This window comes from Deltaproteobacteria bacterium, assembly GCA_019308905.1.
GTDB lineage: Bacteria > Desulfobacterota > BSN033 > WVXP01 > WVXP01 > JAFDHF01.
This window is the reverse complement of the sequence record JAFDHF010000012.1, coordinates 1-24,179: the sequence shown is the minus strand read 5'-3', so window position 1 is coordinate 24,179 and position 24,179 is coordinate 1. Positions and strand designations below refer to the sequence as shown.

The window sequence follows — 24,179 nt, the reverse complement described above, 5'->3', positions numbered from 1 at the left end:
CAGTGCGGAATCGACGCCCGCGAGGCCGGTTGCGCCTGTTTTCCCATTAATTCGTCCAGCAACATCGCCTCCAAAGAGATATGCACGAGTTCTCGATCGCCCAGAGCATTGTCCAGATCCTCCAGGACCAGATGAGAATCCACGGACTCTCGAAGATCGAGACGGTCAGGCTGAGGATCGGCGCAATGAGGAGTGTGCAGACCGACTCTCTGAGTTTCAGCTTCGACGTACTGACAGCCGGATCGCCCCTGGAAGGAGCGCGACTCCAGATAGAAGAGGTCCCCATGGGAGGCAGGTGTACCGAGTGCGGAAAGCGGTTCACCTTGAACAACTGGACGGACGACTGCCCCTTCTGCGGAGCCGCCCTGATCGAGATTGTCTCCGGCAAGGAGTTGGATATCGTTGCCGTAGAAGGGGATTAACCGTATGATTCTCTCAAGAAAGAGGAATGTTCTATGAAGATACCCCTTGTCCAAAAGGTGCTTGAAGCAAACCAGCGGATCGCAGACGAGAACAGGCGCCTCTTCGAGGAGGCGGGAGTTCTCGCCATCAACCTCCTGAGCGGGCCCGGAGCGGGAAAGACGAGCCTCCTCGAAAAGACCATCGATGGGTTGAAAGATCGATACCGCTTCGGAGTCATCGAAGGGGACATACAATCGACCCGGGACGCCGAAAAGATCGCCTCCACCGGGGTGCCGGTGGTGCAGATCAACACCGGGGGCGCGTGTCACCTCGACGGCAACATGATCCGGGAGGCTCTCGAACAGCTCGACCTCGGCTCCCTCGACATTCTCGTGGTGGAGAACGTGGGAAACCTGGTGTGCCCCGCCGAATTCGATGTGGGCGAGGACTTCAAGGTGATGCTTCTCAGCCTGCCTGAGGGGGATGACAAACCGCTCAAGTACCCCCTCATCTTCCACGAATCGAGTCTGCTCCTCATCAACAAGATCGATCTGTTGCCCCACCTGGAATGCGACGTCGAGAAGATCCGGAACGAGTCCCTCAAGCTCAATCCCCGCCTCGGGATTCTCGAGATCTCCTGCAAGACCGGGGAAGGGCTCCAACCCTGGTTCGATTGGCTGACGAGCAGGGTGAAAAAGAGATGATCCAGAGGGCAAAGGCGACCATCGACGGCATCGTCCAGGGTGTTGGCTTCCGCCCTTTCATCTACCACCTTGCCCAGAAGAAGAGGCTGGGGGGATACATCGCGAACACGAGCTCCGGGGTGGACATAGAGGTGGAGGGAGAACCCGGAAGGATCGAGAGCTTCTTCCAGGAGATCCGAACCAGGAAGCCTCCTCTGGCCAGGATCATCCGCATGGAGTGGCGGTATCTCCCCCCTCTGAGTTATCGGGACTTTGTCATTCGAAAGAGTCGGACCGAGGCCGAACGGTCGGTTCTCGTCTCACCTGACGTGAGCGTCTGCGACGACTGCCTGCGGGAGATGAACGATCCCCTTGACAGGCGATATCGCTACCCCTTTATCAACTGCACGAACTGCGGCCCCCGTTACACCATCATCAAGGATGTTCCCTATGACCGGGAAAAGACGTGCATGGCATCCTTCTCCATGTGTGAGAGGTGCCGGAAGGAGTACGAGGATCCTCTTGACAGGAGGTTTCATGCCCAACCCATAGCATGCCGGGAGTGCGGGCCCGGTCTTCTCCTCTGCGATAGTTCGGGCCGGCCCGTTGAAGGGGCCGAAGCGGTCTCGGAGGTGGTCCGTCTGCTCAAATCCGGCAAGATAGTCGCCATCAAGGGTCTCGGGGGATTTCATCTGGCTGTCGACGCAACCAATGAAAGGGCGGTGGAACGCCTGAGGCAGCAAAAACACCGCGAGGAGAAACCCCTGGCCCTGGCTTCCCCCAACCTCGAGCGGGTCCTCGAGTACGCCCACGTGAGTGACCTTGAAGCCGAGGTCCTGAAGTCGCCGGAGCGCCCCATAGTGCTCCTCAGGAAGAAGACTCCCAACCCTATCGCCTCGCAGGTCGCCCCCCGGAACCGCTGTTTCGGTGTGATGCTTCCATACACCCCCCTTCACTACCTCATACTCCAGGAGGGTTTTCTCGCACTGGTTCTGACAAGCGGCAACATGAGCGAAGAGCCGATCGCCATAGACAACGGCGAGGCCTTCGCCCGTCTGGGCGATATTGCAGACTATTTTCTGGTTCACAACCGGGACATCCACGTGCGGAACGACGATTCGGTGGTCAGGGTCGTCGGGGAAAAAGTGAGGATCATACGCCGGTCCAGGGGCTATGTACCCCTGCCCGTTCCCCTGGATCGGACCATCAGGCCCACCCTCGGCTGCGGGCCGTTTCTGGCCAACACCGTCTGTCTCGGCAAGGGAGACAGGGCCTTTCTCAGCCAGCATCTCGGAGATCTGGAAAACCTCGAGACCTTCGAATCCTTCCAGAGTACCATCGAACACATCAAGGGGCTTTTCAAGATCGATCCCGAAGTGGTGGCCTACGACCTCCATCCAGACTATCTGAGCACCCGCTATGGGATGAGCCGGGGAGTCTCCCAAAAGGTGGGGGTCCAACACCACCATGCCCATATCGCCAGTTGCATGGCAGAGAACGGAATTTCGGGTGATGTGATCGGTCTTGCCCTGGACGGAACCGGGTACGGGACCGACGGCACGGTCTGGGGGGGAGAAATCCTTGTGGCCGATTTTCATAGGTTCGAGCGAATCGGCCACCTCGAGAAGATCTCCCTTCCCGGGGGCGACGCCGCCGTTCACGAGCCCTGGCGTATGGCCCTCGCCTATCTGCAACAGGCATTTGGAGAGGGCCTCTTCGATCTGCCCATAGAGTTTGTCAGGCGCCTCGATCCGGATCGGGCGCGCACGATTCTCCTCATGATCGAAAGAGGAGTCAATACTCCCCAAACCTCATCCTGCGGCAGGCTCTTCGACGGGGTGGCCGCCCTGTTGGGCTTGAGGCAGAGAGTCTCCTACAGGGGACAGGCTGCCGTTGAACTCGAAGCGCAGATGGGCGACGACGGGGGCTGCTACCCGGTGGAGGTGAGGGAGAAGAGGCATGGGCTGACGGTTCCCCAGGTCCCAATTATTCGGGCCGTGGTTTCGGATCTGCTCGACGGCATCGATCCGAGAATCATCAGCCGGAGGTTCCACAACACCCTGGTCCAGGTCCTTGCCGACACCTGCATCCTGGTTCGAGAAAGCCGCGGGCTGAACCGGGTCGCCCTCAGCGGCGGTGTTTTTCAAAACGCCTTTCTCCTCGAGGGGCTCGAGAGGATTCTCCTGGACCTGGGTTTTGAAGTCTACACCCACAGCCTTGTGCCTGCCAACGACGGCGGAATCTCCCTGGGCCAGGTCATGGTGGCAAACGCGGTGCTGGACGGGCTACAATAGAAACGGAGTGAATTCCATGTGTCTTGGTATTCCCATGCAAATCCGCAGAATCGATGGGAACGTGGCAGAGGCGGCCCTCAGCGGGACCACACGCCCCGTGTATCTGGATATTCTCGGTGAGGAGGTCCGGGTCGGCGACTACGTGATCGTACACGCGGGGTTCGCGATCCACAAGATAGACGAGAGAGAGGCCGGAGAGACCCTTGACCTTTTCAGGGAAGCCGGGATTCTCGATCTCGACTCCGGGACCGACCATGGAGTACATTGACAGGTACAGGGACCCCGAGAGCATTGAGCGCCTGGTTGCGCAGATCAGAGCGATCTCCCGCAAGCAGGCCAAGCTGATGGAGGTGTGCGGCACCCACACCGTAACAATCGGTCGAAACGGCATCAGAGAGATTCTGCCGCGCCACATCAGCCTTATTTCCGGACCCGGCTGCCCGGTCTGTGTCACTCCCGTCGAAGCGATCGACCGGGCTGTCGCCCTGGCACAGAAACAGGACGTGACCATAGCCACCTTCGGCGATCTGATCCGGGTGCCCGGATCGGAGACCACTCTGCTTAGACAACGGGGCGAGGGTGCCGACATAAGGATCGTCTATTCCGCCTATGACGCCTTGCACCTGGCCCAGGAGGACGGGGGGCGCCAGGTGGTCTTTCTCGGCATCGGATTCGAGACTACCGCCCCTACCGTGGCGGCGGTGATTCGCCGCGCAAAAGAGACAGGCGTCCGCAACTTCGCGGTACTGTCCATGCACAAGGTTCTGCCCCCGGCCCTCATGGCCCTGGTCGAATCGCCGCAGCTCGGCATCGACGGTTTCATCTGTCCCGGCCATGTAACCACGATCATCGGTATCGAGCCGTACGAAACCATAGCCGATGATTTCCACGTCCCCTGTGTGGTCGCCGGCTTCGAGCCCCTCGATGTGCTCGAGGCCGTGGGCCTGCTTGTGCGGCAGATCGAAATGGGAGAGGCAAGGGTCGAGATCCAATATCGGAGAGGGGTCTCACCCGATGGGAATCCGAAAGCCAGGGCCGTCATGGAGGAGGTCTTCGAACCCTGTGACTCGGTTTGGCGGGGCTTCGGATTGCTCCCCAAGAGCGGCCTCAGGATCTCCGACTCATACGCCGACTTCGACGCTACCCGCAAGTACGAGATAGCCCCCGTGAACCCGAGGGAACCGGAGGGATGCATCTGCGGGGATATCCTCAGGGGACTGAGGCAGCCTCCGGACTGCCCGTTGTTCCAAACCACCTGCAGGCCGGACAGTCCCGTCGGGGCATGCATGGTCTCCTCCGAAGGGACCTGTGCCGCCTATTACAAGTACTACCGGCGCTGAGGAGACGGGAATGGCTGACAGAGCGATGCCCCACGTGAAGACCGGGAGGGTGACACTTGACCACGGAGGAGGAGGCAGAGCCTCCCGGGAGCTCGTCCACCGCTACTTCCTTCCAAGATTCCTCAACAAAATTCTCGAAAAGATGGACGACAGCGCGGTCGTCGATTTTCCCGGCCGGCGGCTGGCCATGACCACCGATTCCTATGTGGTCGATCCGATCTTCTTCCCAGGCGGCGATATCGGTGCTCTTGCCGTCAACGGGACCGTCAACGATCTCTCGGCCCAGGGTGCCAGTCCCCTGTTCCTGTCCGCCGCTTTCATCCTCGAAGAAGGATTCGAAATCCGTGACCTGGAGATCGTTCTCGGTTCCATGGCGTCCGCCGCACGGGAGGCCGGCGTCTCCATTGTAACCGGGGATACAAAGGTTGTGCCCAAAGGAAAGGGCGACAAGATCTATATCAACACCACCGGGATCGGGCTGATCGAGGAGGGCATCTATGTCTCCGGAACCGGAGCAAGGCCCGGGGACGCAGTGATCCTTACCGGGTCCATAGGGGATCATGGTATTGCCGTGCTTTCCAGGCGAGAGGGATTGAACTTTGATACGGACCTGAAGAGCGATTCTGCGCCCCTCAACGGGCTGGTCCGCGAGATTCTCTCGACGACGGACGGGATCCATACCATGAGGGATCCAACCAGAGGAGGCGTCGCGGCCACCCTGAACGAGATTGCGACCCAGTCCGGTGTAGGTATCCGGATCGACGAGGCGGCCATTCCGGTGAAGGACGGGGTCAGGTCAGCGTGCGAGATACTCGGGCTCGACCCCTTGTACGTGGCCAACGAGGGAAAACTCCTGGTCATCCTGGACTCCCGAGACGCCTCGGGTGTTCTTGAGAAGATACGCCTGAACCGTTACGGCCGGGATGGCCGGATCATAGGCGAGGTTGTGGCGGACCACCCCGGCCGGGTGGTCATGCGAACCCGTGCAGGGGGAACACGCATCATCGACATGCCCCTCGGCGAGCAGCTTCCGAGAATCTGCTAGCATTCATGGTCTTCCCAATCCGCCAAGAGCCCCTGGTGTGAAGGAATCCGGGAGTCTCTTCCCACATGCCGGGCCTCCCGAGTCAGGGTCTTTCCGGGTCTAGCTTCGATCCACCCTTGAAAGGAGGGCACCCTTACCCCTTTCCGAAATCGACCGGTCAGAGCCGGAACTTCGATCGTATCTGGATTCTTCTCTTCCGGGATTCTTCGCTTCGCTCAGAATCGCACCTGGATGTTTGCCGGCGAACACCGGTTGCTCGAACGCTGCTCCGTCCCGTCCATCCCTAACCGAAAGTCGGGGCATTCTGCGATGTACTCGTACACGTCCTCCCCGGTTCCACTCAGGTTATGGGTGTTCTCTAAAACTCAGGAGCACCAGGAAGAAAAGACTGGCCAAAAGCGCGTCTTATTGTTATTAGTTATGAGGAGATAGACAGGGCTCTCCAGGCGAGAAGGCGGAGGGAGCCACTTCCAAGAACCGAGACGGAGTCATCATGAAGGTATCATGGAAAATCGGTAGTATCCTCGGTATAGACATCTGTGTGGACGCAAGCTGGCTCGTCATCTTCGGGCTTTTGACATGGATCATGGCGTCCTACTATTTCCCCGGCGGCTATCCCGACTGGCCCAGGTGGGAGTATTGGGCGGTGGGAGTGCTCACGTCGCTGCTCTTCTTTGCCTCGGTCCTGGCCCATGAGTTGGCACACTCCCTGGTGGCCGTCAAACAGGGAGAGAAGGTCAGGCGGATCACCCTCTTTATCCTCGGAGGAGTGGCCCAGATATCCGAAGAGCCCAAGGAGGCCTCGAAGGAATTCTACATGGCCGTTGTCGGCCCCCTGGCGAGCTTTGCCATAGCCCTTGTCTGCTATCTCCTCACCTTTCTGCTCCTCCCTATCAGCGAACCTCTCGCCGCAACTGCCAAATACCTCCGGTTCATAAACATCCTTCTCGGCGTCTTCAACCTCCTGCCGGGTTTTCCCATGGACGGCGGACGCATACTTCGGGCTTTGATCTGGAAGTTCACGGGAGACCTGAAAAAGGCGACCCGCATCGCCTCCTCCCTCGGCCAGGGGTTTGCCTTTGTCTTTATTGCCATGGGGTTTCTCATGATGTTCCGCGGATACTTCATCAACGGGGTCTGGATCATGATGATCGGGTGGTTTCTTCACAGCGCTGCAGGCCAGGGTTACCATCAGGTCATAATGAGAGAGATGTTGAAGGATGTCAGAGCCGAAGACCTGATGGTGAGACAGATCGAGACCGTTCCGAGTGACCTCTCTGTGGAGCGACTGGTCGAGGACTTCATCCTCAAGGGCCGAGAACGCGCCTTTATCGTGGCCGACAAGGGGAAGCTCCAGGGTATCGTCTGTCTTGAAGATGTGAAGAAGATTCCCAAAGACGAGTGGGCCTCGACCATGGTCAGCCAGATCATGACCCCAAGGGAGAAGCTGGTGACCGCCTCTCCCAGGGACGACGGCAACAAGGTTCTGGCCCGACTCACCACCAGGAAAGTGCGCCAGCTTCCTGTAGTGAAAGACGGCAAGATCCTGGGAATCGTTTGCAGGACGGACATTCTCCACTTCATGCAGCTCCGGTCCGATCTCGGCATATGAGGGGCCGTCTCCCGGGAAGGGAGGGCACTGGGAGGCGTGGCCCTTTGCCCGGAAACGGCGTCAAGAAGAAGACCGGAGCGCTTGCTGGACGAGGTCCGGGCAGACAGGACAAGGCAAAACAGATGAAGGGGGGAAGAAACTGTGGATGACGTCAAGCGTATTCTCGTTGTGAGCCGATCGACCGGGGCCTCACGCAAAGCCTTCCACTACGGTGTTTCTCTGGCAAGAAAGTATGAAGCCGAACTGTTCGTGGTCCACGTGATCTATGACTACTTCAGGGCGGACAGATGGAACCTACCCATACCGAATCTCCGGTCCCTGCAGGACGGGTATAAGAAGATGGAACAGGTCGCAAAGGCGGAACTCGACGCGCTGATAGAACTCGAGAAGGCCAAGGGGATGCCCATTCGGGAAATCATCAAGGAAGGGGATCCTGTCGAGGAGACTTTACGGATTGTTACAAAGGAGAAAATCGACTTGGTCGTCATTCCGGCCCACGAGGAGGGCCGGATCGAGCACCTGCTGTTCAGCCGGGACGTGGAGAAACTGATCAGGACGATGCCCTGCTCGATTCTTCTCGTGAAAGAGGAACCGGCCTGACGCGGGGAAACTGCCCCAAGGCCAAGGCGATCAACACCTGAGAGTGAGAGCGGGGGGCTTCTGCTCGGAACCGTGCCCCTAAAACCGAACATTCAACCACAGGGAGGCGTGATGAGGATCAGATGGCGGCGCAGGACCGGATTGCTGTGGGGTATGGCCCTATTGCTTCTCTTCTGGAGCCTTCTGACACCGGCCGTCTCCAGGGCGGGCCTCCAGGAGAGAGTCTCCGAAGAGGTCCTCGCCAACGGGCTCAAGGTGATCCTTCTTGAAAACCACAAGGCCCCCCTTGTCACATTCCAGGTCTGGTACCGGGTGGGATCGAGAAACGAGGCATGGGGGAAGACCGGGCTCTCCCACATGCTCGAGCACATGATGTTCAAGGGGACGGGGAAGGTCGGGCCGGAGGAGTTCTCCAGGATCATCCAGGAGAACGGTGGGAACACCAATGCCTTTACATCCCGGGACTACACCGCCTACTTCGAGAATCTCGGTGCTGATCGTATCCAGGTGGCACTGGAGTTGGAATCGGACCGGATGCAGAACCTCATTCTCCGAGAAAAGGACTTCCAAACGGAGCGCATGGTCGTGATGGAGGAGAGGAGACTCCGCACCGAGGACAATCCACGTGCCTACCTTCTCGAGCAGGTCGAAGCCACGGCCTTTCAGACACAGCCCTACCACTGGCCGGTCATCGGCTGGATGCAGGACATCACCCGGTTCACTCTCTCCGATCTCGAGGAGCACTACCGGACCTATTACAATCCTGCCAACGCGTTCCTGGTCGTGGTGGGAGATTTCGAGAAGGCCGAGCTTCTTCCGAAAATCGAGAATACCTTTGGACCCATTCCCGGAGGTGTCGTCCCTGACCAAGAGAGGGGCATCGATCCTCCACAGACCGGGGAGAGGAGAGTCATTGCAAAGAGAGAGGCCCGGACCCCCTTTGTCGTAATGGCCTATCACGTGCCGAACCTCCGGGAGCGGGACAGCTACGTGCTGGAGGTCATCTCGGCCCTCCTCTCGGAAGGCAAGAGCTCGAGGCTCTACCAGACTCTCGTCCGCAAAGAGAGGCTCGCCCTGAGTGTGGAAACGGATCACTCCCTTCTCTCCCGGGATCCGAATCTCTTCTATGTTTCGGCCGAGCCTCTTCCGGGCAAGGAACCCGCCCTGGTAGAAGAGGCTCTGGCCAGAGAGATAGAGCGACTCCAGGCAGAGACGGTGGAAGACCGTGAGCTGGAGAAAGCAAAGAATCAGATCGAAGCCTCTTTCGTGTTCGGGCAGGACTCGCCCTTTTTCCAGGCCATGCTCCTGGCATGGTACGAGATAGCCCTCACCTGGAGGGCGATCGACGATTATCTCGTCTCCATCCGGAGTGTGACACCTCAAGAGATCAAGCGGGTTGCCAGGCGCTATCTGATTCAGGACAACCGTACAGTGGGTATCCTCGTCCCACTGCACCCGGAGGAGGGAAAAGCCCGACCCCCCGGATCCTGCACCGGAGAACAGACGGTCAGATAGGAAGGGGTACCATGTCTTTCGCAAAAAAGAGGTTCTGTTCCAGTATCGTCGCCTTTGTACTCCTCATACTGCCGGCAACGCCCTGGCAAGGCCACGTCCGGGCCATGCCTCCCGTCGAGCGGACCGTCCTCGCAAACGGTCTTGTCCTCCTCGTCTCCGAGCAGCACTCACTCCCCTTTGCCACCCTCGAGCTCCTCGTTGACTGCGGGTCGAGGAGGGATCCCCCCGGGGAGGAGGGGCTTGCATACCTGACCGCGAAGAGCATTCTCGCAGGAACCTCGGAGCGGAACGCAGACGCGATAGACGAGGAGCTGGATTTCATGGGTGCGGTTCTCCGTGCTGCATGCGGCAGGGACTATGCGACCCTGAAACTCCAAATACTGAAGAAGGATCTCGGCCGCGGGCTGGATCTCTTCTTCGAGATTCTCACCAAGCCCTCCTTCCCCGAGGAGGAGATACGACACCAGGTGGACAGGACCCTGGCATCCATCCGATCCGCTGAAGACAACCCCGGGGTGGTGGCCCGTAAGGCCTTCCGGAGGGCCCTCTTCGGCGACAACCCTTACGGCCATCCGGTAAGGGGGACCGAGCGCTCGCTTCCCCGGGTGACCCGGGACGGCCTTGTCCGATTCTACAAGAGCTTCTACCGGCCGAACGACTCGATTCTCACTGTCGTGGGGGATGTGAAGGCCGGGGAGATACGAAAGGCGGTCCTCTCACGCCTCACAGGCTGGGGGAAGGCCCGGATACCTGAAACGCCGTTTACGCCCCCCCTTGCCACAGAAGCGAAGGTTGTCAAGATCGACCGAAAGATCGCGCAGGCCAATATCATACTCGGCCACGGCGGCGTGAGCCGCGCCGACCCGGACTTCTACGCCCTCAGGGTGATGAACTACATCCTCGGAGGCGGGGGCTTCGCCTCACGCCTCATGGAAGAGGTCCGAAACAAGAGGGGCCTCGCATACTCTGTCGCGAGTTTCTTCGACGCGTGGAAGTATCCGGGTTCATTCCAGATCTCTCTCCAGACAAAAAACTCCTCGGCCCGCGAGGCGATCTCCCTCTCTCTTCACGAAATGGAGCGAATCCGCAGCGAGCCTGTCTCGGAAAAAGAACTCCAAGGGGCCAGAAAATACCTGACAGGGAGCTTCCCCTTGCGCCTCGATACCCAGAGAAAGCTGGCCGCCTTTCTCACCCAGGCCGAGTACTACGGCCTCGGACTCGACTATGCGAGCAGATACCCTTCCCTCATCGAATCCGTCACCTCTGGGGAGGTACTCCGGGTAGCACGGACCCATCTCCACCCTGACAGGATCGTCCTCGTTGTGGTGGCAGACCTGAAGGAAGCGGGCATGGAGTGATCCTGTGATACCAGGGGAGATCGCGGTTTGATCTATACCTTGAAATACCTCTTCAACCACTGTTCCAGGCTCAGGTAGCCCATGGCCTTTACGTCGAACCTGGCCGTAACCACGCTCTTCTCCTTGTCGGCTTTCTCCTTGACTTCCTCGAGCACGGCGGTGAAAAGCCGGCGCAGGTCCTCCTGGGAAAAGTTGAATTCATCTGCCAGGGCAACCGCCCCTTCCGGGTTCCGGAACTCGAGCACGTACTGGCAGATCGCCTTCTCTTGGAGGTCTCGTATCTCCGATTCAGGCCGGTTGAGACGTCTCGCCAGTTCCTCGGCAAGAAGATAGTTTCGCCTGTTCACGGCCTCCTCCAGATCGTGGAGAAGATCTTCCTCTTCCCTTTTCGACTCACCCGCCTCCATTTCTCAGACCTCCTGAAAGCGCTCTTTGAACCGCTGGTACAGCCGCTCCAGATGTTCTCCAGGGCGCTCGTAGTAGTCATCCGGCCTCAGGTCTATCCAATCCAGGGAAGCCTCTGTTGAGGCCGGCCCGCGCCCGGCACCGGCGATCCGGCCGGCCCCCTCCTTGGGCGAACCGTCCCACCGAAAGAGGCCGAAGTACCTCTCGTGTACATGCTCCCTCAGGGGGCTCACCTCCCAGAGCCTCGGTTCAAAATCAGAAAAACACCAGGCCATGCCTCCCGGGAACCCATACGCGGAGAGAACCTCCAGGACCTTTCCGTAGTAGAGTGCCGCATCCTCTTCCGGTACGAGCTCGACTCCACCGAGCCTTTCCCTTTCCTCCTCGGGGAGCGCCGTCCGGCCCGGGTCGGTGGGAACGCCGAACCCTTCGAGAAGTACCTTCTTCCCCCCGAGCCATGATGCAAGCAGGGCCACAAAGAGAGATGCCCTCCAATCCAGGGGGCCCTCCGCCCACGCCGCATAGCACGGGTAGGCATGGACGGCCAAAAGATCGCAGGCAGAGGCAACTTCACCGGGGCCAAGGACCCTATCCTCTTCCAGATCCTGCTGGCCCAGCCCTAGGGTCACGGGGATATCCGAATCGTACCTCTTCAGCTCGAGAACCATCTCCTCGAGCCATGCCCTGGCCCGGTCTTTTGAGGGAGGGATCACCAGGTTTAAGGGTTCATTACCCAGGTCATATCCCCACACGGCGGGATGCCCCTGAAGTGCACCCGTTGTTTCGTGGAGGAGAAGTTTCTGCGCCTTCAACACCTCCTTTTCGCCGTACATGTTTCGGATACCCGCCTGAAGGACCTGCCCGCCTGAGAAGATGGAGAACCGCCCCTTTTCGCCGCTCGACTCGAGCATCCAGGGAGGAAGCCAATTCATCCCGCTCATGTAGCCCGTGAAGAAGGTGGGGAGGATCTTGATCCTCGATTCATGGGCCGTCTCTGCCACCTGGACCAGGCGGTCGAGACAGGACACCGACACGCGCCTTATCTCAGGCTGGAAATCCTCCCAGAGAAGGAAAATACGTACGAGATCGAAGCCGAAGTCGGCCAGGAGAGAAAAATCCCGCCTCACACAGGCAAGGTCGAACCGCCTCCACCAGAACATGGCGGTCTCCCTGGGCCAGTAATTGATACCCACAAGAAAACGGCCTGTGCTCGTCAACTCTTCCACTTTCGGCCCTGAGGGCGGTCTTCCCTGCCTCTCTTTTCTCCTATGGAACAGACCACCCGGTTCAAGCCCCGGCAGGCCCACCTCCAGAGGCGCTCTCCAGGCCGTGGAAGACGCTGTTGGCCCTCCTCGGCTGGGGGCTCAGGCTCCGGTCGGTCAGGCGAATGATCTCCTTGGGTGATCTCAACGAGGGCGGGATAACGAACCCTGAAACCCTGGTCTCGAGCCTGGTGCGCAGGTCCCCTTTCCTCCCGCTCTCCAGGATCTGCTCCACTTCGGCACAGAGGCCGGCAATAGCGGATTCATCCACACCGGGCAGTATGAGGGAGAGACTGGAGGTATTGTACCGGCACAGGATGTGGGGTCTTTTCAATCTCCTGTCGATCTCAGCCACGATCCCCTTCAGAAGACCGGTGGCGTGAGGCTTGCCCATGGTGTTTTCCAGTTCCCTGAAGTTGCGGAGTCCGATCACCAGGATCGAGGTTTCTAACGGGCAGATTCCGGCCTGGTCGATGAGGTGCCTGGTATAGTCTTCAAAGTATCTCCTGTTGTAGATCTCCGTATCCGGATCTATGAAGGTCCACCTCTTGGTCGCCTCGTATGTCTCGGCGTTTCGCAGAGCCACGGCGGCAGAAGAGGCTATCAGATTGAGTACGTCGAGAACCGAGCCCGACAGTCCCCCCTCAGCCCAGTCGTTGATCAGGATCGCACCGATGGCCTCATGGCCCACGATCATAGGTATGAGCGCTATGGAGGGCAGCTCTCGGCCCGTGAGGTGGCGGCCTCTCTCTTTGAGTGCATCCGCCACGATGACCGGGCGTCGGGTAAACCGGGCTTCCTCCACCATCCCTTTTGCCTGGTCCAATATCTCCTCTACTCTCTGTTTGGAGATGTTGTGTCCCCCGAGCACGCGCATCCTGTCACCAGGCTCAAAACGGATCACTGCCGCGCTCTCGATGAAAAACAGCGAAGCCACGCTCTCCAGGAGGCTCCTCACGACAAGGGCCGAATTGAGTGATCGGTGGAGCTGAACTATCGACTCGTAAGCCCGCTTGTACTTGGCAAGGTCGATCTTCAGGTCCCTGTTGAGATCCTCCAGTGGACCGATCAGGTCTTTGAGGATCTCATAGTCAGAGTGAATCCCTTCGGCCCCCTCCGGATAGTAGTATCCCTTCATGGTTCCAGTGCTCCACATCCCGGTTGACTGAAACACCCGCCTTCAAAAAAAAGTAAGTCCAGGACCCTCTGTTGTCAAGCCAGGCTTTCACAGGCGCCGTCCCACCTTGTCCGCCGGACAGGGCCATCAGGAGCTCGCGGGCTCATGAAGCGGATGTCTCCGACCGTCTTGATTTCCGGGGTGGTTTTTTTCGATTCCCAAGGGGAAACACCTGTTTGTTTCGATCGTGAGTTCACGGGGCGGCCCTCTCGGAATCGGCCGGGGGGAAGCTCGATGCTCTCACTTGAACCGATAAGGAGGGGTGATTATTCTATAGTTGAAAGAAGGGCTTCCCGGGAGGGTAGACATTGCAAGGGACTTTTCAAGACGCACGGAGTGCGGAAACGAGAAGGGCGGGGAAGAGGGGTGCAAGAGGTCCCGGATCCACCAGGGGCGGGCCGCCCGGGGAATCGACGACCGGCTTGGTCCAAAAGGAGACCCGGGCTGCTCTGGCCCTGAGGGGGAAGGAACGGCTCGAAATGATCATCCGCTCATCCGATCCTGCCGCGGTCGTCAGGAGCCTGCCCGAAAGCGAGGTATTCTTCACCATCAAGGAGGTGGGCGAACAGGACGCCGTCGAGCTGATCAAGCTGACGACACCGGGCCAACTCACCTATATCCTCGATCTCGAACTCTGGAGCAAGGACCAGATCGACAGGGACAAGGGGGCTCTCTGGCTCGAGATACTCGAGACCTGTGGTGAGGCCAAGATAGCCGAGTTTCTCAAGACAGCCGATCCGGAACTGCTGGTCTCCCTGTTTGGCAAGCTCATCAGGGTCATAAAGACGGAAACCAGGGAGGAGGAACCCCATGGTCCGGGAGGGCAGAGTCTTCTCACGTTTGATCGCGTCTATTACCTCGAGTTCCTCGACAAGGGGGCAGAGGTGCCGCTGACAAGGATCCTCGATTTTCTCTGTTCCCATGATCTCGTCTTCTATCAGTCCTTGATGGAATCGATCCTCTGGGACATCCCGGCAGAGACCGAGGCCCTGGCTCTCCGGTGGAGGAACGGAAGGCTTGCCGACAGGGGATTCCCAGACTTTGAACAGGCCCTTGAAATCTACAGCTATATAGACCCGGAAAGGGTGAGGCAGGAGAGATTCGAAGCCCTGCCGCCTCCGAACCAGAGCTTCTACCCCCCGGTGCAGATCCAATTGGCAGGCAAGCAGGGATGGTTCTTCTCCCTCGCCCTCCAGGAAGGCCTCGACCAGACCTCACTCGAGAGGGTCCAGTGGGAGATCATGGCCCTTGCCAACCGGGTTCTCGTGGCCGACGCGGCCGATCCGGCCGATCTCGGGGCTGTCCATCGATCGGTGCGCAAGGCCTTCCAGACCCTCGATCTGGGCCTCAGATACCTGAGCCACGAGGACCGGCAGGAGGCTCTCCGTGTCTTGAAGACGGTTCCGGTGGTGAGGATCTTTCAGACCGGATTCAGCCTCGCCCTCAGGTTGCGCAGAAAAGCAGACCACATCGTCCGCAAGGGCTGGTTGCGAGCCATCACCAGAGGCATCGAGGTGCTCGACTCGCCTCTCAGAGAGACGATGAAGGGGCTACTTCGCAAGAGGCCCCTCTTCTACTCCGAACAAGAGGGCGGCAACCTGCGGCCTTTTGAACGACTCGAGGAACTCGCCCTGGTCGAGGAACGGCTCCGGAGAGTCGCCGCTCTTGGCAGGATAGTCCACGAATATATGGGCATACCGGCTGACGCCATCAATCGACTGGACCCGGCCTCGTGCTGGCCCCACAGCCCGACTCTCAGCACCATCTGTCTGACCGTCCTGGCCAACAGGGTACTCCATGGAAAAAACACCATGGATCCTCTTGAAAGGGACTCTCTGGGCCGGGTCCATGAACTCTTCGTCGGAAGAATCCGGGGAAGACCCCGGGGAGGGCTGAGACCGGCAATCCGTCAAATCCTCCTGGACCAGTCGATTAAGGGCGGCCGAGGCCTCTCCGGAGACCAAGAAGAGGAACTCCACTGGTGGGTGGACGTGCTCGCCGGGAAGCTGGAATCGTCGATGGGGCGGATTCGTCCCGGCGGTGAGATCGACCCCCGCTTCATCGACGCCATGGTAGTAAGGGTCGAATCATCCTCATCGAGGATTTTCCGACAAAGGGCATCCCCTCTTTGAGGAGAACAGGTACGGGTATGGGGCAGGGCCTGAGGGGAATACCTGCCTGTGTTATGGTACATCTGGTTGGGGACAGATTGCGAGAGCAGATTCACCGATTTTCGGGGGAAATTTGTACGGGGTTGGGCAAGGTAGCTTGTCGATTTGTGGAAGAGATGATCGTTGGAATTTGGGCGAGTGGTTCGGTGGTTTTGACGAGGATAGGACGATCCCTGGAGGAGGGGATCAGTCTTCGTGACACCCACAAGCGTCTCAGTCGGAATCTGGCAAAGGGAGCGATCAGGGGGAGGGCTAACAAGGTCTTGCTTGAGCAACGGGCCGAGTGGGTTGGGCAGGAGAGGCTTTTGGTTGTAGACATATCGGATCTGATCAAAAAGTGTGCACGCAAGATGGAGCATCTGGGTGAGGTGCGTGATGGGAGTGAGAAGAAGCTAGGCAAGGGGTGTTGATTATACGAGGTGGTTGGGGCAGAGGTGGGTCGTTCTAAGATCACCCCATTGGTCCAGCGGCTTTGGTCTCAGGAGGCCGATGAATTTGTGAGTGGAAATGATGAGGTTCTCAGTAATGCAGCTGCCTAGTTCCCTGCCGTAGTGCTGACCGGAGCACGCCAATCCGGCAAGACGACGCTTCTGCAGTACCTCTTCGGAACGCGTTACCGTTATGTTTCCCTGGAGCCGCCGGATGTTCGGGCGTCGGCCGAGGTGGACCCACGCACGTTCCTGGAAATGTATCCACCTCCCGTGATATTCGATGAGATGGAGTACGCTCCGGATCTGCTTCCCTATATCAATAGAGAGGATTGACCCTAACCGCCACAAGAGCGGGCAATTCCTGTCGACCGGCTCGCACAACCTTTTGCTCACGGAGAACGTGACCGAGTCATTGGCAGATCGCGCCGCGATGCTTCGCCTTCTTCCGCTATCAAGGCGGGAGGCCGAGGGAAGGCCAAAGCTCGCTTTACCGTGGGAGTCCAAACACCAGCCGTCCACGGGAAACCCCCTCGCGTATCGTGAGCTTTGGAAAGGATTCCTGAAAGGTGGATATCCCGAGCTTGCCGAACATCCCAGGCGGGATGCAAGCCTGTGGCATACGAATTACGTCCAGACGTACCTGGAACGAAACCTGCGTACACTCAGGCGGGGTCGGGGACCTCTCCCAGTTCCAGAATTTCCTCCGGGCCCTGGCGGCCAGAAGCCCTCAGCTGCTGAATTTGACGGATGTCGCCCGGGATCTGGGCTTGGCTGTCAACACGGCCAAAGCGTGGCTCTCCGTGCTGGAAGCCACCTGCCAGGTGATCGTGCTTCGCCCCTGCTTCACCAACCCCCTCCCGCCTCTAAAGGGCGGGCTTTTCCCTCCCCGCTCACTCCCAATGGATGCCCCACCGCTTCCGCAATGTCGCTCAGGGACAAGCGCGTACTCCAAAAGTCAGGAAACTCCACCTGATGTCTCCCTTGACACCAAAGAGCGGCCGGGTATAATGACCTCGGGCTTTTTGGGGACGGCGGGTTTTGAGGTTGGGTTAAGAAGGGGCTCCACGGAGAGGAGAGGGGCCATGTTCTTGTATCGGAATATCATTGCGAATCGTATGGGGTGGGAATTCATCCGCTTACCATGCTTCAAGCACACCCACATATTGTAACTCTTATTAAGAACCAGCCGGTATTTGAAAGCTGTATGATTATAAAAGCACGGAGAGTTTGCAGATGAATACCGGGTTTCAACGCAAACATGTTCTGGTTACGGGTGCATCAAGCGGAATCGGGTTTCAGTCAATATCACTCTTCCTTGCAGAAGGTGCATGGGTCACAGCTTGCTATAAAAGTAACCCGAGTAATTTGGAAACTCTGAAAGACTCATACTCTGAACGATTGAACGTTGTGAAAGTTGACGTTCGTAACGATTCTGAAGTGGCCTCCCTTTTTTCAGAAGCAAACGCGGTTTTCGGAAGAGTAGATGCCAGCGTCGTAAACGCCGGAATAGCTTTTGCCGATGGAGTAACTGTATATGAGATGTCGATGAAACAATGGCAAGAAACGATAGCGGTAAATCTGACTGGGGCATTTCTCTGTGCAAAATATTTCTTTATTAACCTAAAGAAATATCCAGGAGATGACGCATCACTGGTTTTTGTGGGTTCAACTGCAGGTGAAATTGGCCAAGCATTGTATAGTGACTATTCTGCTTCCAAAGCGGGTTTGAGAGGTCTAATGATGGCCCTGAAGAACGAAATTGTTGGTCTTGCCGTACGCGGACGCGTCAATTTGGTCAATCCAGGATGGACCGTTACACCAATGACAGAAAAGGATTTATCCAATAAAGCAGATGTGTCAAGAATCTTGCAGACAATTCCTCTTCGCAAGGTCGCAACGCCTTCCGACATTGCACATGCAATCATGTACTTATCTTCCGACAAATTGGCAGGACACGTGAGTGGACAGACAATTACTGTGGCTGGGGGAATGGAAGGAAGAGTCCTGTTCTCAAGAGAAGAAATTGAAGAATATATAAAGTGATAGATTGAGTGGTCCCTGAAGTGGGATCCATTTTACAGGAAAAGAATAGATCCAGATTGGTATTTCGTATACAAAATGATCTGCTAAGGTCAAAAAAATTTGATCGTTCATATGTTGCTGAAACAAGAAGGTCTGAGAGAGATATTTGACTTGATTTATCTTTCGCAAGCTTATACGGAAATGTATACTGAAGCTGACGATCAAATATCTTCAATCCAATGGCTTAATGCGTCAGTAGGAAATGCAGGCTCTCTTCTGGGAGGTACGGATGAAAACAAAAAAGGAATACAAGCAGCACATATGCAAAGTGATTGACTGCTGGCAGGGCCAGATCAAGAAATTCGGCGATCATATTATGGCCAACCCTGAGCTGGGTTTCAAAGAGTTTAGGACGGCAGAACTTGTGGTGAACAGGATGAAGGAGTTCGGGATCCCCTGTCAGACAGGGCTCGCAATTACAGGCGTTAAAGGGGTGCTCGAGGGCAAAAAGCCCGGGCCGACGGTCGCACTGATGGGTGAGCTAGATGCTTTGATCGTACGAGACCACCCGGCGGCAAAACCTGAGACGGGGGCGGCTCATGCGTGCGGTCACAATGCACAGATAGCAGGGCTGCTGGGGGCAATGATCGGAATGGTGGAAGCGAAGGTTGCTGAAAAACTAGCCGGGACGGTGGTGTTTTTTGCGGTACCCGCAGAGGAATATGTGGATCTTGAGTACCGAGCTAGGCTTGTGAGTGAGGGAAGGCTTGCATTTCTGTGTGGAAAACCTGAGCTAGTGCGGCTGGGACATTTCGATGACATCGATATGGCAATGATGATTCATACGCACAGCGAAACGGAGCTGAAAAAGGCAGCGGTTGCCCAATCCTCCAACGGCGCCGTCGTGAAGATGATTCGGTTCATCGGACGAGCCGCTCATGCTGGCGCAGCACCGCACATGGGGATAAACGCCCTGAATGCGGCGCACGTGGCGCTCGCGGCAATCCACGCGCAGCGAGAAACTTTCCAGGATAGGGACACGATCCGTGTGCATCCGATTATCAGCAGTGGTGGCGATTTGGTGAACGTGGTACCCTCGGAGGTACGGATGGAGACGTATGTACGGGCGAAGACAAATGAGGCTATTATAGACGCGAATGCGAAAGTGGATCGAGGGCTGCGTGCAGGAGCAATGGCTTTAGGGGCAAGGGTGGTCATAAAAACGTTTCCGGGATACATGCCGTTGAGGAACGATACAGGGCTTAAGCGGGTGTTTCAGGCAAACTGCGTGGAGCTGTTCGGAGAGGGTGAGTATATAGAAGCGGGACACGATCCAGGGTCAACTGATTTGGGCGATATCTCACAGCTGATGCCGGCCCTACACGCCTCCATGGGCGGGGCGAAAGGCGCGTATCACAGTGCCGAATGGCATATTTCAGACAAGGAGATGGCGTACCTAGCTCCGGCCAAGTCACTAGCTATGGCGGCGGTGGATTTGCTCTGGGGAGATGCCGAAAAGGCTATAGGGATTTTAGCTGAGCATCGGCCCGCTATGACCAAACCGGAGTACCTGGAGCGTCAGCAAAAATTGTTCAGAACAGAGGTTTACGAGGCGGAGACATGGAAATCTGAAGATCCGTAAAGACTTGCCAGTGCCAAAACTTCGATTCCTGGTCAAGTTACCGGCGCAGTGTGCTGAGCCCTCTTTTGCCGAACATTTATCTCCATCCCTTCAACTCAAAGGGCAGGGAAATCGATAGGGTCGGCCTAAGGGCACGGTGCCAGCTTTCGACTCGTCAGATGCCCAATCTGGCATCGAAGCTGCCCCAGGACATCCGGGTGGAGTTCGAACAGGCGGCTCAAGCTTCTTGTGACCGTCCCTATCTGGACAGCTCGTTTCCCGATGGAGAAATTCACTCTCAAGTTAGCTTTCCTCGCCCTTGAATTTCCCAAACAGCTTCCACTTTTCCACCGCGAACACCAATCAAATAATCATGAAGAAAAAGCGTCGCGTCCCCATATCCGACAATAAAGTTTACACGATCATTTACCATTAATTGCAGTCTTTCATATTCTATTTCCAGATATCCATACTCGGAATCTAGACCTAACAATTTTACGCCGGAGATGTCTGCCACCTCTGGCATCGACACCGTGGACACCTTACCATTCATCGCCTTGAAACCAGCATCTACGATCGCGCGAGCAGGCGTAGGGCGACTGATAACTGTGGACTGAACAAACAGCGAGCATTCGGTACAAGCTCCCCATTTCACATAGGTCAAATCACCAAAGATTGCGCCACCAGCTTGGATTTCAGTTACGCCTGGAATATGTGCAGTGACCATATAGGATCCACTTCCGCCACAACTCACAATAGGAGCGTCTATGCCTTTCATACGGATCATTTCGGCAGTATTCACCAGAGATTCGATGGCTCTCAAACATGTTTTTTCTTTCAGTTCTTTATCGAGTATATCAACTACGTGTCCCTCCCAGCCCATAACACCTAACAGTTCTATTCCAGACAGATCATTGATCTGCATTGCTAACTCTGCTGCAGGTTCGCCAGGCACTTTTCCACACCGATGCATACCGATATCGACCTCAACCAAGGCTCCTATTCTGACTCCTATTTCATTAGCAATTTTGGAAATATCCCTGGCGTTTTGAAAATTATCTATTGCGACAATGATATTTGCTCGATATTGTAGATGGCCAAGCCGAGTGATTTTGCTCTGGCCTATTATTTGGTTGGCTATCAAGATATCTTTTATGCCTGCAGATACCAGAACTTCGGCTTCGCTTAGCTTTGAACATGTGACTCCTATGGCTCCATTCTCAAGCAATTTATGAGCTATTAAAGGTACTTTGATTCCCTTTGTATGTGGCCGCCATGCCACACCGGCATCTTTGAAATACCCTGATAAGTACGAGATGTTGTTCTCCATAGTGTCTAGGTCGACCCAAAGAAATGGTGTGTCCAACTCATTTATAGAACATCCGATTTGTTGTATCATTCGAATCTCCTCGAAAAATCATTGTTCTATCTTTGACACTACCTCGTTCTATACTTATGCGTTGTTAACGGGCCAAATCCCATCTTTACTACGAGAACCGCCTCCCGCCTGTAGCTAGGAGTGAGCTTTGCTGAAAGCCTTTCCAGAAACGGATAGAGCGGCTTGGCCTCCGATAGATTTCGGGTGGTGGCAAAGGCCTCTCGGTGAATTCATAGAGCGCTGTCCTTAATAAAAGACCCCCAAAAGATTGGCTCATTGTGCTGGGTCGAACATCCCCGGGCGAACATCTCAACCACAAGATCCTCCAAGGCCTCCTCAGCTAAACTCTAAATGCCTAACCTAATCAATGCGCTCTGGGATCTTCGGGCCCAGCCGTTCCTTGGTTGATCACCTCACGAATCCTCTTCCTTGTATCATCTTGCAGTCGTACTCTCTACATCGAGAGGGGCCTCCTTTGTTTTTGTTGCCTGGCAGAGCTTATCGCATTCCGGCTAAGGCCCAGCCCCCAAAGACCATTTTTGCAGCAATTTTAGGACATCACCTCAGAAACCAGTTGCTGACAGTTATTTACTGCATACTGTCTACTTCTTAAGGGCTATTGTCGTCTGCCCAGTCCAATATCGCTTTACGATCAGCCGTAGGCGGATTAAACCGGGATCCTCTGTCACGATTTGTCCAGTGGCCAGCCTCCGCCCCTCAGATTCACCTTGTATCCGGTGTCTCCAATCTGGGTGGGCACCCTTAAAGCATGGCCTCGTTGACGGCGCTGGGAAAGGCTTGATCCGCCATATGGAACTTAACCTTGAGGTTGCTCATCCCCGGTTTTTTCGATCGAACGAGAGTCTCTCTGACCGACCGACGTTTGGCTGATTCCCGTCGCCTGGGCGCTCTGCCTATCTGAAACCTCGATACCTGGCAGAATCTCAAAATTGACAATTGAGGTCCTTATACTCTCCTAGACCATTTCTTTGAGGTTTGTCTTTATCACCAATATAGCCATGTCGACAATGTGTGTTCTGTTAAGAAGTTCTCTGCCCACCTTCATTCATCTTAAGCTCAAAACGGATTGTCCACTTCAAAAGTAGACACACGTCGTGAAATCATCAGTAGGATATTGCCAAAATTCTCAAGATAGTTCAAGGGCCAAGGTTAGTGGAGTTTCCTGACCTTTGGAGAACACCCTTGTCCCCGGGCGACATTGCGGAAGCGGTGGGACGGCCATGGGGTGCTGGTGAAATTTCGGTATTTCAAAGAACCGCTTTGCGTTCTCGAATATCTTTTTGAGAAGGATGTCGAGCCTGGTTGATCCATCCACTCAGATCCTACTTGTCCATATGCCTCGATAGCCTACCTCGGCCTTAGTCAGACCAATCCTCTAGTTGAGACTCCTGGAGACATTGGAAAGCCTCCTCTATCTTCCCCACTACGCCCATTCTTTCAATAACTTATCCCGCCTCTGATCAAAAATATGGGGAATGTCCGCAGATCTTAGAATTTGACAAAAATCTGATATAATGATAAATTTATACGTTAACTGTATTTCTGCTTGACGTACCTGAGAAAAATTGTGAAAGAGGGGGTTAGCTTATGCGTTTGAATCGAAGAGTAGCTGTGATAACAGGCGGGACCTCCGGGATCGGTCGGGCAATGGCGTTACTCTTTGCACAAGAGGGAGCCAGGGTAGCCGTTACAGGAAGGAACGAGGAGCGGGGGCGAAAAGTCGTTTCGGAAATTGAACAGGCGGGCGGGAGCGCCATTTTTGTCAAGTCAGATGTCCGATTTGCGGAGGAATGCCGCCGCGCCGTTGAAGAAACTGTCAATGCCTTTGAGAGCATCGATATTCTTTGCAACAATGCCGGTGTTTATTACCGTAACTCGGTGGTGGATTGCACAGAAGAAGAATGGGACCTGCAGGTCGATATAATGCTCAAGGGCACCTTTTTAATGTCAAAATATACCTTACCCTTAATGATCGAGAAGGGAAGCGGTGTCATCATCAATATCAGCTCCGCTTGTGGATTGGTCGGGGAAGACAAGGGAGCCGCCTATTGTGCTGCAAAAGGCGGTGTAATCACTCTTACGAAGACGATGGCCAAAGACCACGGCCACCAGGGCGTTCGGGTAAATTGTATCTGTCCTGGAGACACTGAAACTCCCATGCTCTTTGAAGATGCCAAGCTCCGCGGTGTGACGTGGGAAAGCTACCTGAAAGATTCCTCGAGCCGCCCCTTGGGTCGCATCGGTCAACCGGAAGATGTTGCAAAAACAGCGCTTTTCCTGGCCTCGGATGACTCCTCCTTTATGTCCGGTGCAGTGATCAAATTAGATGGTGGCGGAAAGAAAACCTATTGAAGCTCTCCCTCAAATCGACGAGTTTTTGAGGATATGACACTTACCACAGCTGGTAGCAGAAAGGTAGTGGTTGCGGAATATTTTGCGATGGATATGAACGGGCCACTCGGCGAGAGTACGCCCTCGAAGAAATCGAAACGACCGATCTTCACCCTCGATGTAGGGGTGGTGGGAATTACTGAGCGAAAGACTGCGGAGGCGGAGTAGCCCCATCTGTTGTGAGGCAGCGGTTCCGCAACTGAAATTTCAAACACGCCTAAATTTTCAATTTTATAATCTTTTTTCTTCCGAATAATTACCGAGCAGATTCGTATTGGCAGCGGGGCTTGATTTTTCCCCTTTTTCTGGTATAGTAGTTATATATCAGAAAGGGGGCCATGATGTATCGTTCTAAGATGACAAAGGAGGAACGTGAAAACCGTTCCCGGCTGAAGCCCTATGTCAGTTACAGAGAGTTTGTCAGGGGCACCTTATCGGTGAGAGAACGGGT

19 protein-coding genes and 1 pseudogene are annotated in these 24,179 nt (G+C 56.0%); 16 read left to right on the top strand and 4 right to left on the bottom strand.

Going from position 1 to position 24,179, the window contains the following annotated elements:
* Positions 1 to 80: 80 nt before the first annotated feature.
* The 10 genes from hypA to JRJ26_06295 all read left to right on the top strand — a co-directional run bounded on the left by hypA (position 81) and on the right by JRJ26_06295 (position 10,849).
* Complete coding sequence (gene hypA / locus JRJ26_06340; GenBank protein ID MBW2057099.1) at positions 81 to 422, top strand: hydrogenase maturation nickel metallochaperone HypA; 342 nt, start codon at positions 81 to 83, stop codon at positions 420 to 422.
* Positions 423 to 455: 33 nt separating this feature from the next.
* Positions 456 to 1,106: a hydrogenase nickel incorporation protein HypB gene (hypB, locus tag JRJ26_06335; protein ID MBW2057098.1), complete on the top strand. Its 651-nt coding sequence runs from the start codon at positions 456 to 458 to the stop codon at positions 1,104 to 1,106.
* Positions 1,103 to 3,379: a carbamoyltransferase HypF gene (gene hypF / locus JRJ26_06330; protein ID MBW2057097.1), complete on the top strand. Its 2,277-nt coding sequence runs from the start codon at positions 1,103 to 1,105 to the stop codon at positions 3,377 to 3,379. Before hypB ends, hypF begins: the two co-directional genes overlap by 4 nt.
* A gap of 16 nt (positions 3,380 to 3,395) precedes the next feature.
* Positions 3,396 to 3,647, top strand: coding sequence for a HypC/HybG/HupF family hydrogenase formation chaperone (locus JRJ26_06325; protein ID MBW2057096.1), 252 nt, complete (start codon positions 3,396 to 3,398; stop codon positions 3,645 to 3,647).
* A complete protein-coding gene (hypD, locus tag JRJ26_06320) occupies positions 3,634 to 4,719 on the top strand; it encodes a hydrogenase formation protein HypD (protein ID MBW2057095.1) in 1,086 nt (361 codons plus the stop codon). The genes JRJ26_06325 and hypD overlap by 14 nt, the downstream gene beginning before the upstream one ends.
* A gap of 10 nt (positions 4,720 to 4,729) precedes the next feature.
* The gene (hypE, locus tag JRJ26_06315; protein ID MBW2057094.1) at positions 4,730 to 5,764 is read left to right on the top strand and encodes a hydrogenase expression/formation protein HypE; all 1,035 of its coding nucleotides are present in this window, start codon (positions 4,730 to 4,732) and stop codon (positions 5,762 to 5,764) included.
* 493 nt (positions 5,765 to 6,257) lie between these two features.
* Positions 6,258 to 7,376, top strand: coding sequence for a site-2 protease family protein (locus tag JRJ26_06310; protein MBW2057093.1), 1,119 nt, complete (start codon positions 6,258 to 6,260; stop codon positions 7,374 to 7,376).
* A 141-nt stretch (positions 7,377 to 7,517) separates the two neighbouring features.
* The gene (locus JRJ26_06305) at positions 7,518 to 7,976 is read left to right on the top strand and encodes a universal stress protein (protein ID MBW2057092.1); all 459 of its coding nucleotides are present in this window, start codon (positions 7,518 to 7,520) and stop codon (positions 7,974 to 7,976) included.
* Positions 7,977 to 8,129: 153 nt separating this feature from the next.
* Positions 8,130 to 9,491 carry an insulinase family protein gene (locus JRJ26_06300; GenBank protein MBW2057091.1) on the top strand — a complete coding sequence of 454 codons (1,362 nt, stop codon included), beginning with the start codon at positions 8,130 to 8,132 and terminating at the stop codon, positions 9,489 to 9,491.
* An 11-nt stretch (positions 9,492 to 9,502) separates the two neighbouring features.
* The gene (locus JRJ26_06295; GenBank protein ID MBW2057090.1) at positions 9,503 to 10,849 is read left to right on the top strand and encodes an insulinase family protein; all 1,347 of its coding nucleotides are present in this window, start codon (positions 9,503 to 9,505) and stop codon (positions 10,847 to 10,849) included.
* A 32-nt stretch (positions 10,850 to 10,881) separates the two neighbouring features.
* Here the strand turns inward: JRJ26_06295 and JRJ26_06290 are convergent, their stop codons facing one another.
* From JRJ26_06290 to JRJ26_06280, 3 genes are all read right to left on the bottom strand, one after another.
* Entirely contained in the window at positions 10,882 to 11,256 is a 375-nt protein-coding gene (locus JRJ26_06290) for a hypothetical protein (GenBank protein MBW2057089.1), read from the bottom strand.
* 3 nt (positions 11,257 to 11,259) lie between these two features.
* Positions 11,260 to 12,471 carry a hypothetical protein gene (locus tag JRJ26_06285; GenBank protein MBW2057088.1) on the bottom strand — a complete coding sequence of 404 codons (1,212 nt, stop codon included), beginning with the start codon at positions 12,469 to 12,471 and terminating at the stop codon, positions 11,260 to 11,262.
* Between the two features lie 70 nt (positions 12,472 to 12,541).
* Positions 12,542 to 13,654 (bottom strand): diguanylate cyclase, encoded by a 1,113-nt coding sequence (locus JRJ26_06280; protein ID MBW2057087.1) that lies wholly within the window; start codon positions 13,652 to 13,654, stop codon positions 12,542 to 12,544.
* A 347-nt stretch (positions 13,655 to 14,001) separates the two neighbouring features.
* On the opposite strand from JRJ26_06280, the gene JRJ26_06275 reads away from it, so the two are divergent.
* The 5 genes and pseudogenes from JRJ26_06275 to JRJ26_06255 all read left to right on the top strand — a co-directional run bounded on the left by JRJ26_06275 (position 14,002) and on the right by JRJ26_06255 (position 19,959).
* Positions 14,002 to 15,825, top strand: a complete 1,824-nt coding sequence (locus JRJ26_06275; GenBank protein ID MBW2057086.1) for a hypothetical protein — start codon at positions 14,002 to 14,004, stop codon at positions 15,823 to 15,825.
* A gap of 155 nt (positions 15,826 to 15,980) precedes the next feature.
* On the top strand, positions 15,981 to 16,274 hold the full coding sequence (locus JRJ26_06270) for a hypothetical protein (GenBank protein ID MBW2057085.1): 294 nt from the start codon (positions 15,981 to 15,983) through the stop codon (positions 16,272 to 16,274).
* 141 nt (positions 16,275 to 16,415) lie between these two features.
* Positions 16,416 to 17,464 (top strand): annotated as a pseudogene (locus JRJ26_06265) (AAA family ATPase).
* Between the two features lie 64 nt (positions 17,465 to 17,528).
* The gene (locus tag JRJ26_06260; protein ID MBW2057084.1) at positions 17,529 to 18,338 is read left to right on the top strand and encodes an SDR family oxidoreductase; all 810 of its coding nucleotides are present in this window, start codon (positions 17,529 to 17,531) and stop codon (positions 18,336 to 18,338) included.
* A 241-nt stretch (positions 18,339 to 18,579) separates the two neighbouring features.
* Entirely contained in the window at positions 18,580 to 19,959 is a 1,380-nt protein-coding gene (locus tag JRJ26_06255; GenBank protein ID MBW2057083.1) for an amidohydrolase, read from the top strand.
* Between the two features lie 277 nt (positions 19,960 to 20,236).
* Here the strand turns inward: JRJ26_06255 and JRJ26_06250 are convergent, their stop codons facing one another.
* Positions 20,237 to 21,337: a DSD1 family PLP-dependent enzyme gene (locus JRJ26_06250; protein MBW2057082.1), complete on the bottom strand. Its 1,101-nt coding sequence runs from the start codon at positions 21,335 to 21,337 to the stop codon at positions 20,237 to 20,239.
* A gap of 1,587 nt (positions 21,338 to 22,924) precedes the next feature.
* Between JRJ26_06250 and JRJ26_06245 the strand changes: the two genes are divergently transcribed.
* Entirely contained in the window at positions 22,925 to 23,689 is a 765-nt protein-coding gene (locus tag JRJ26_06245; protein ID MBW2057081.1) for an SDR family oxidoreductase, read from the top strand.
* The last annotated feature ends 490 nt before the right edge of the window (positions 23,690 to 24,179 follow it).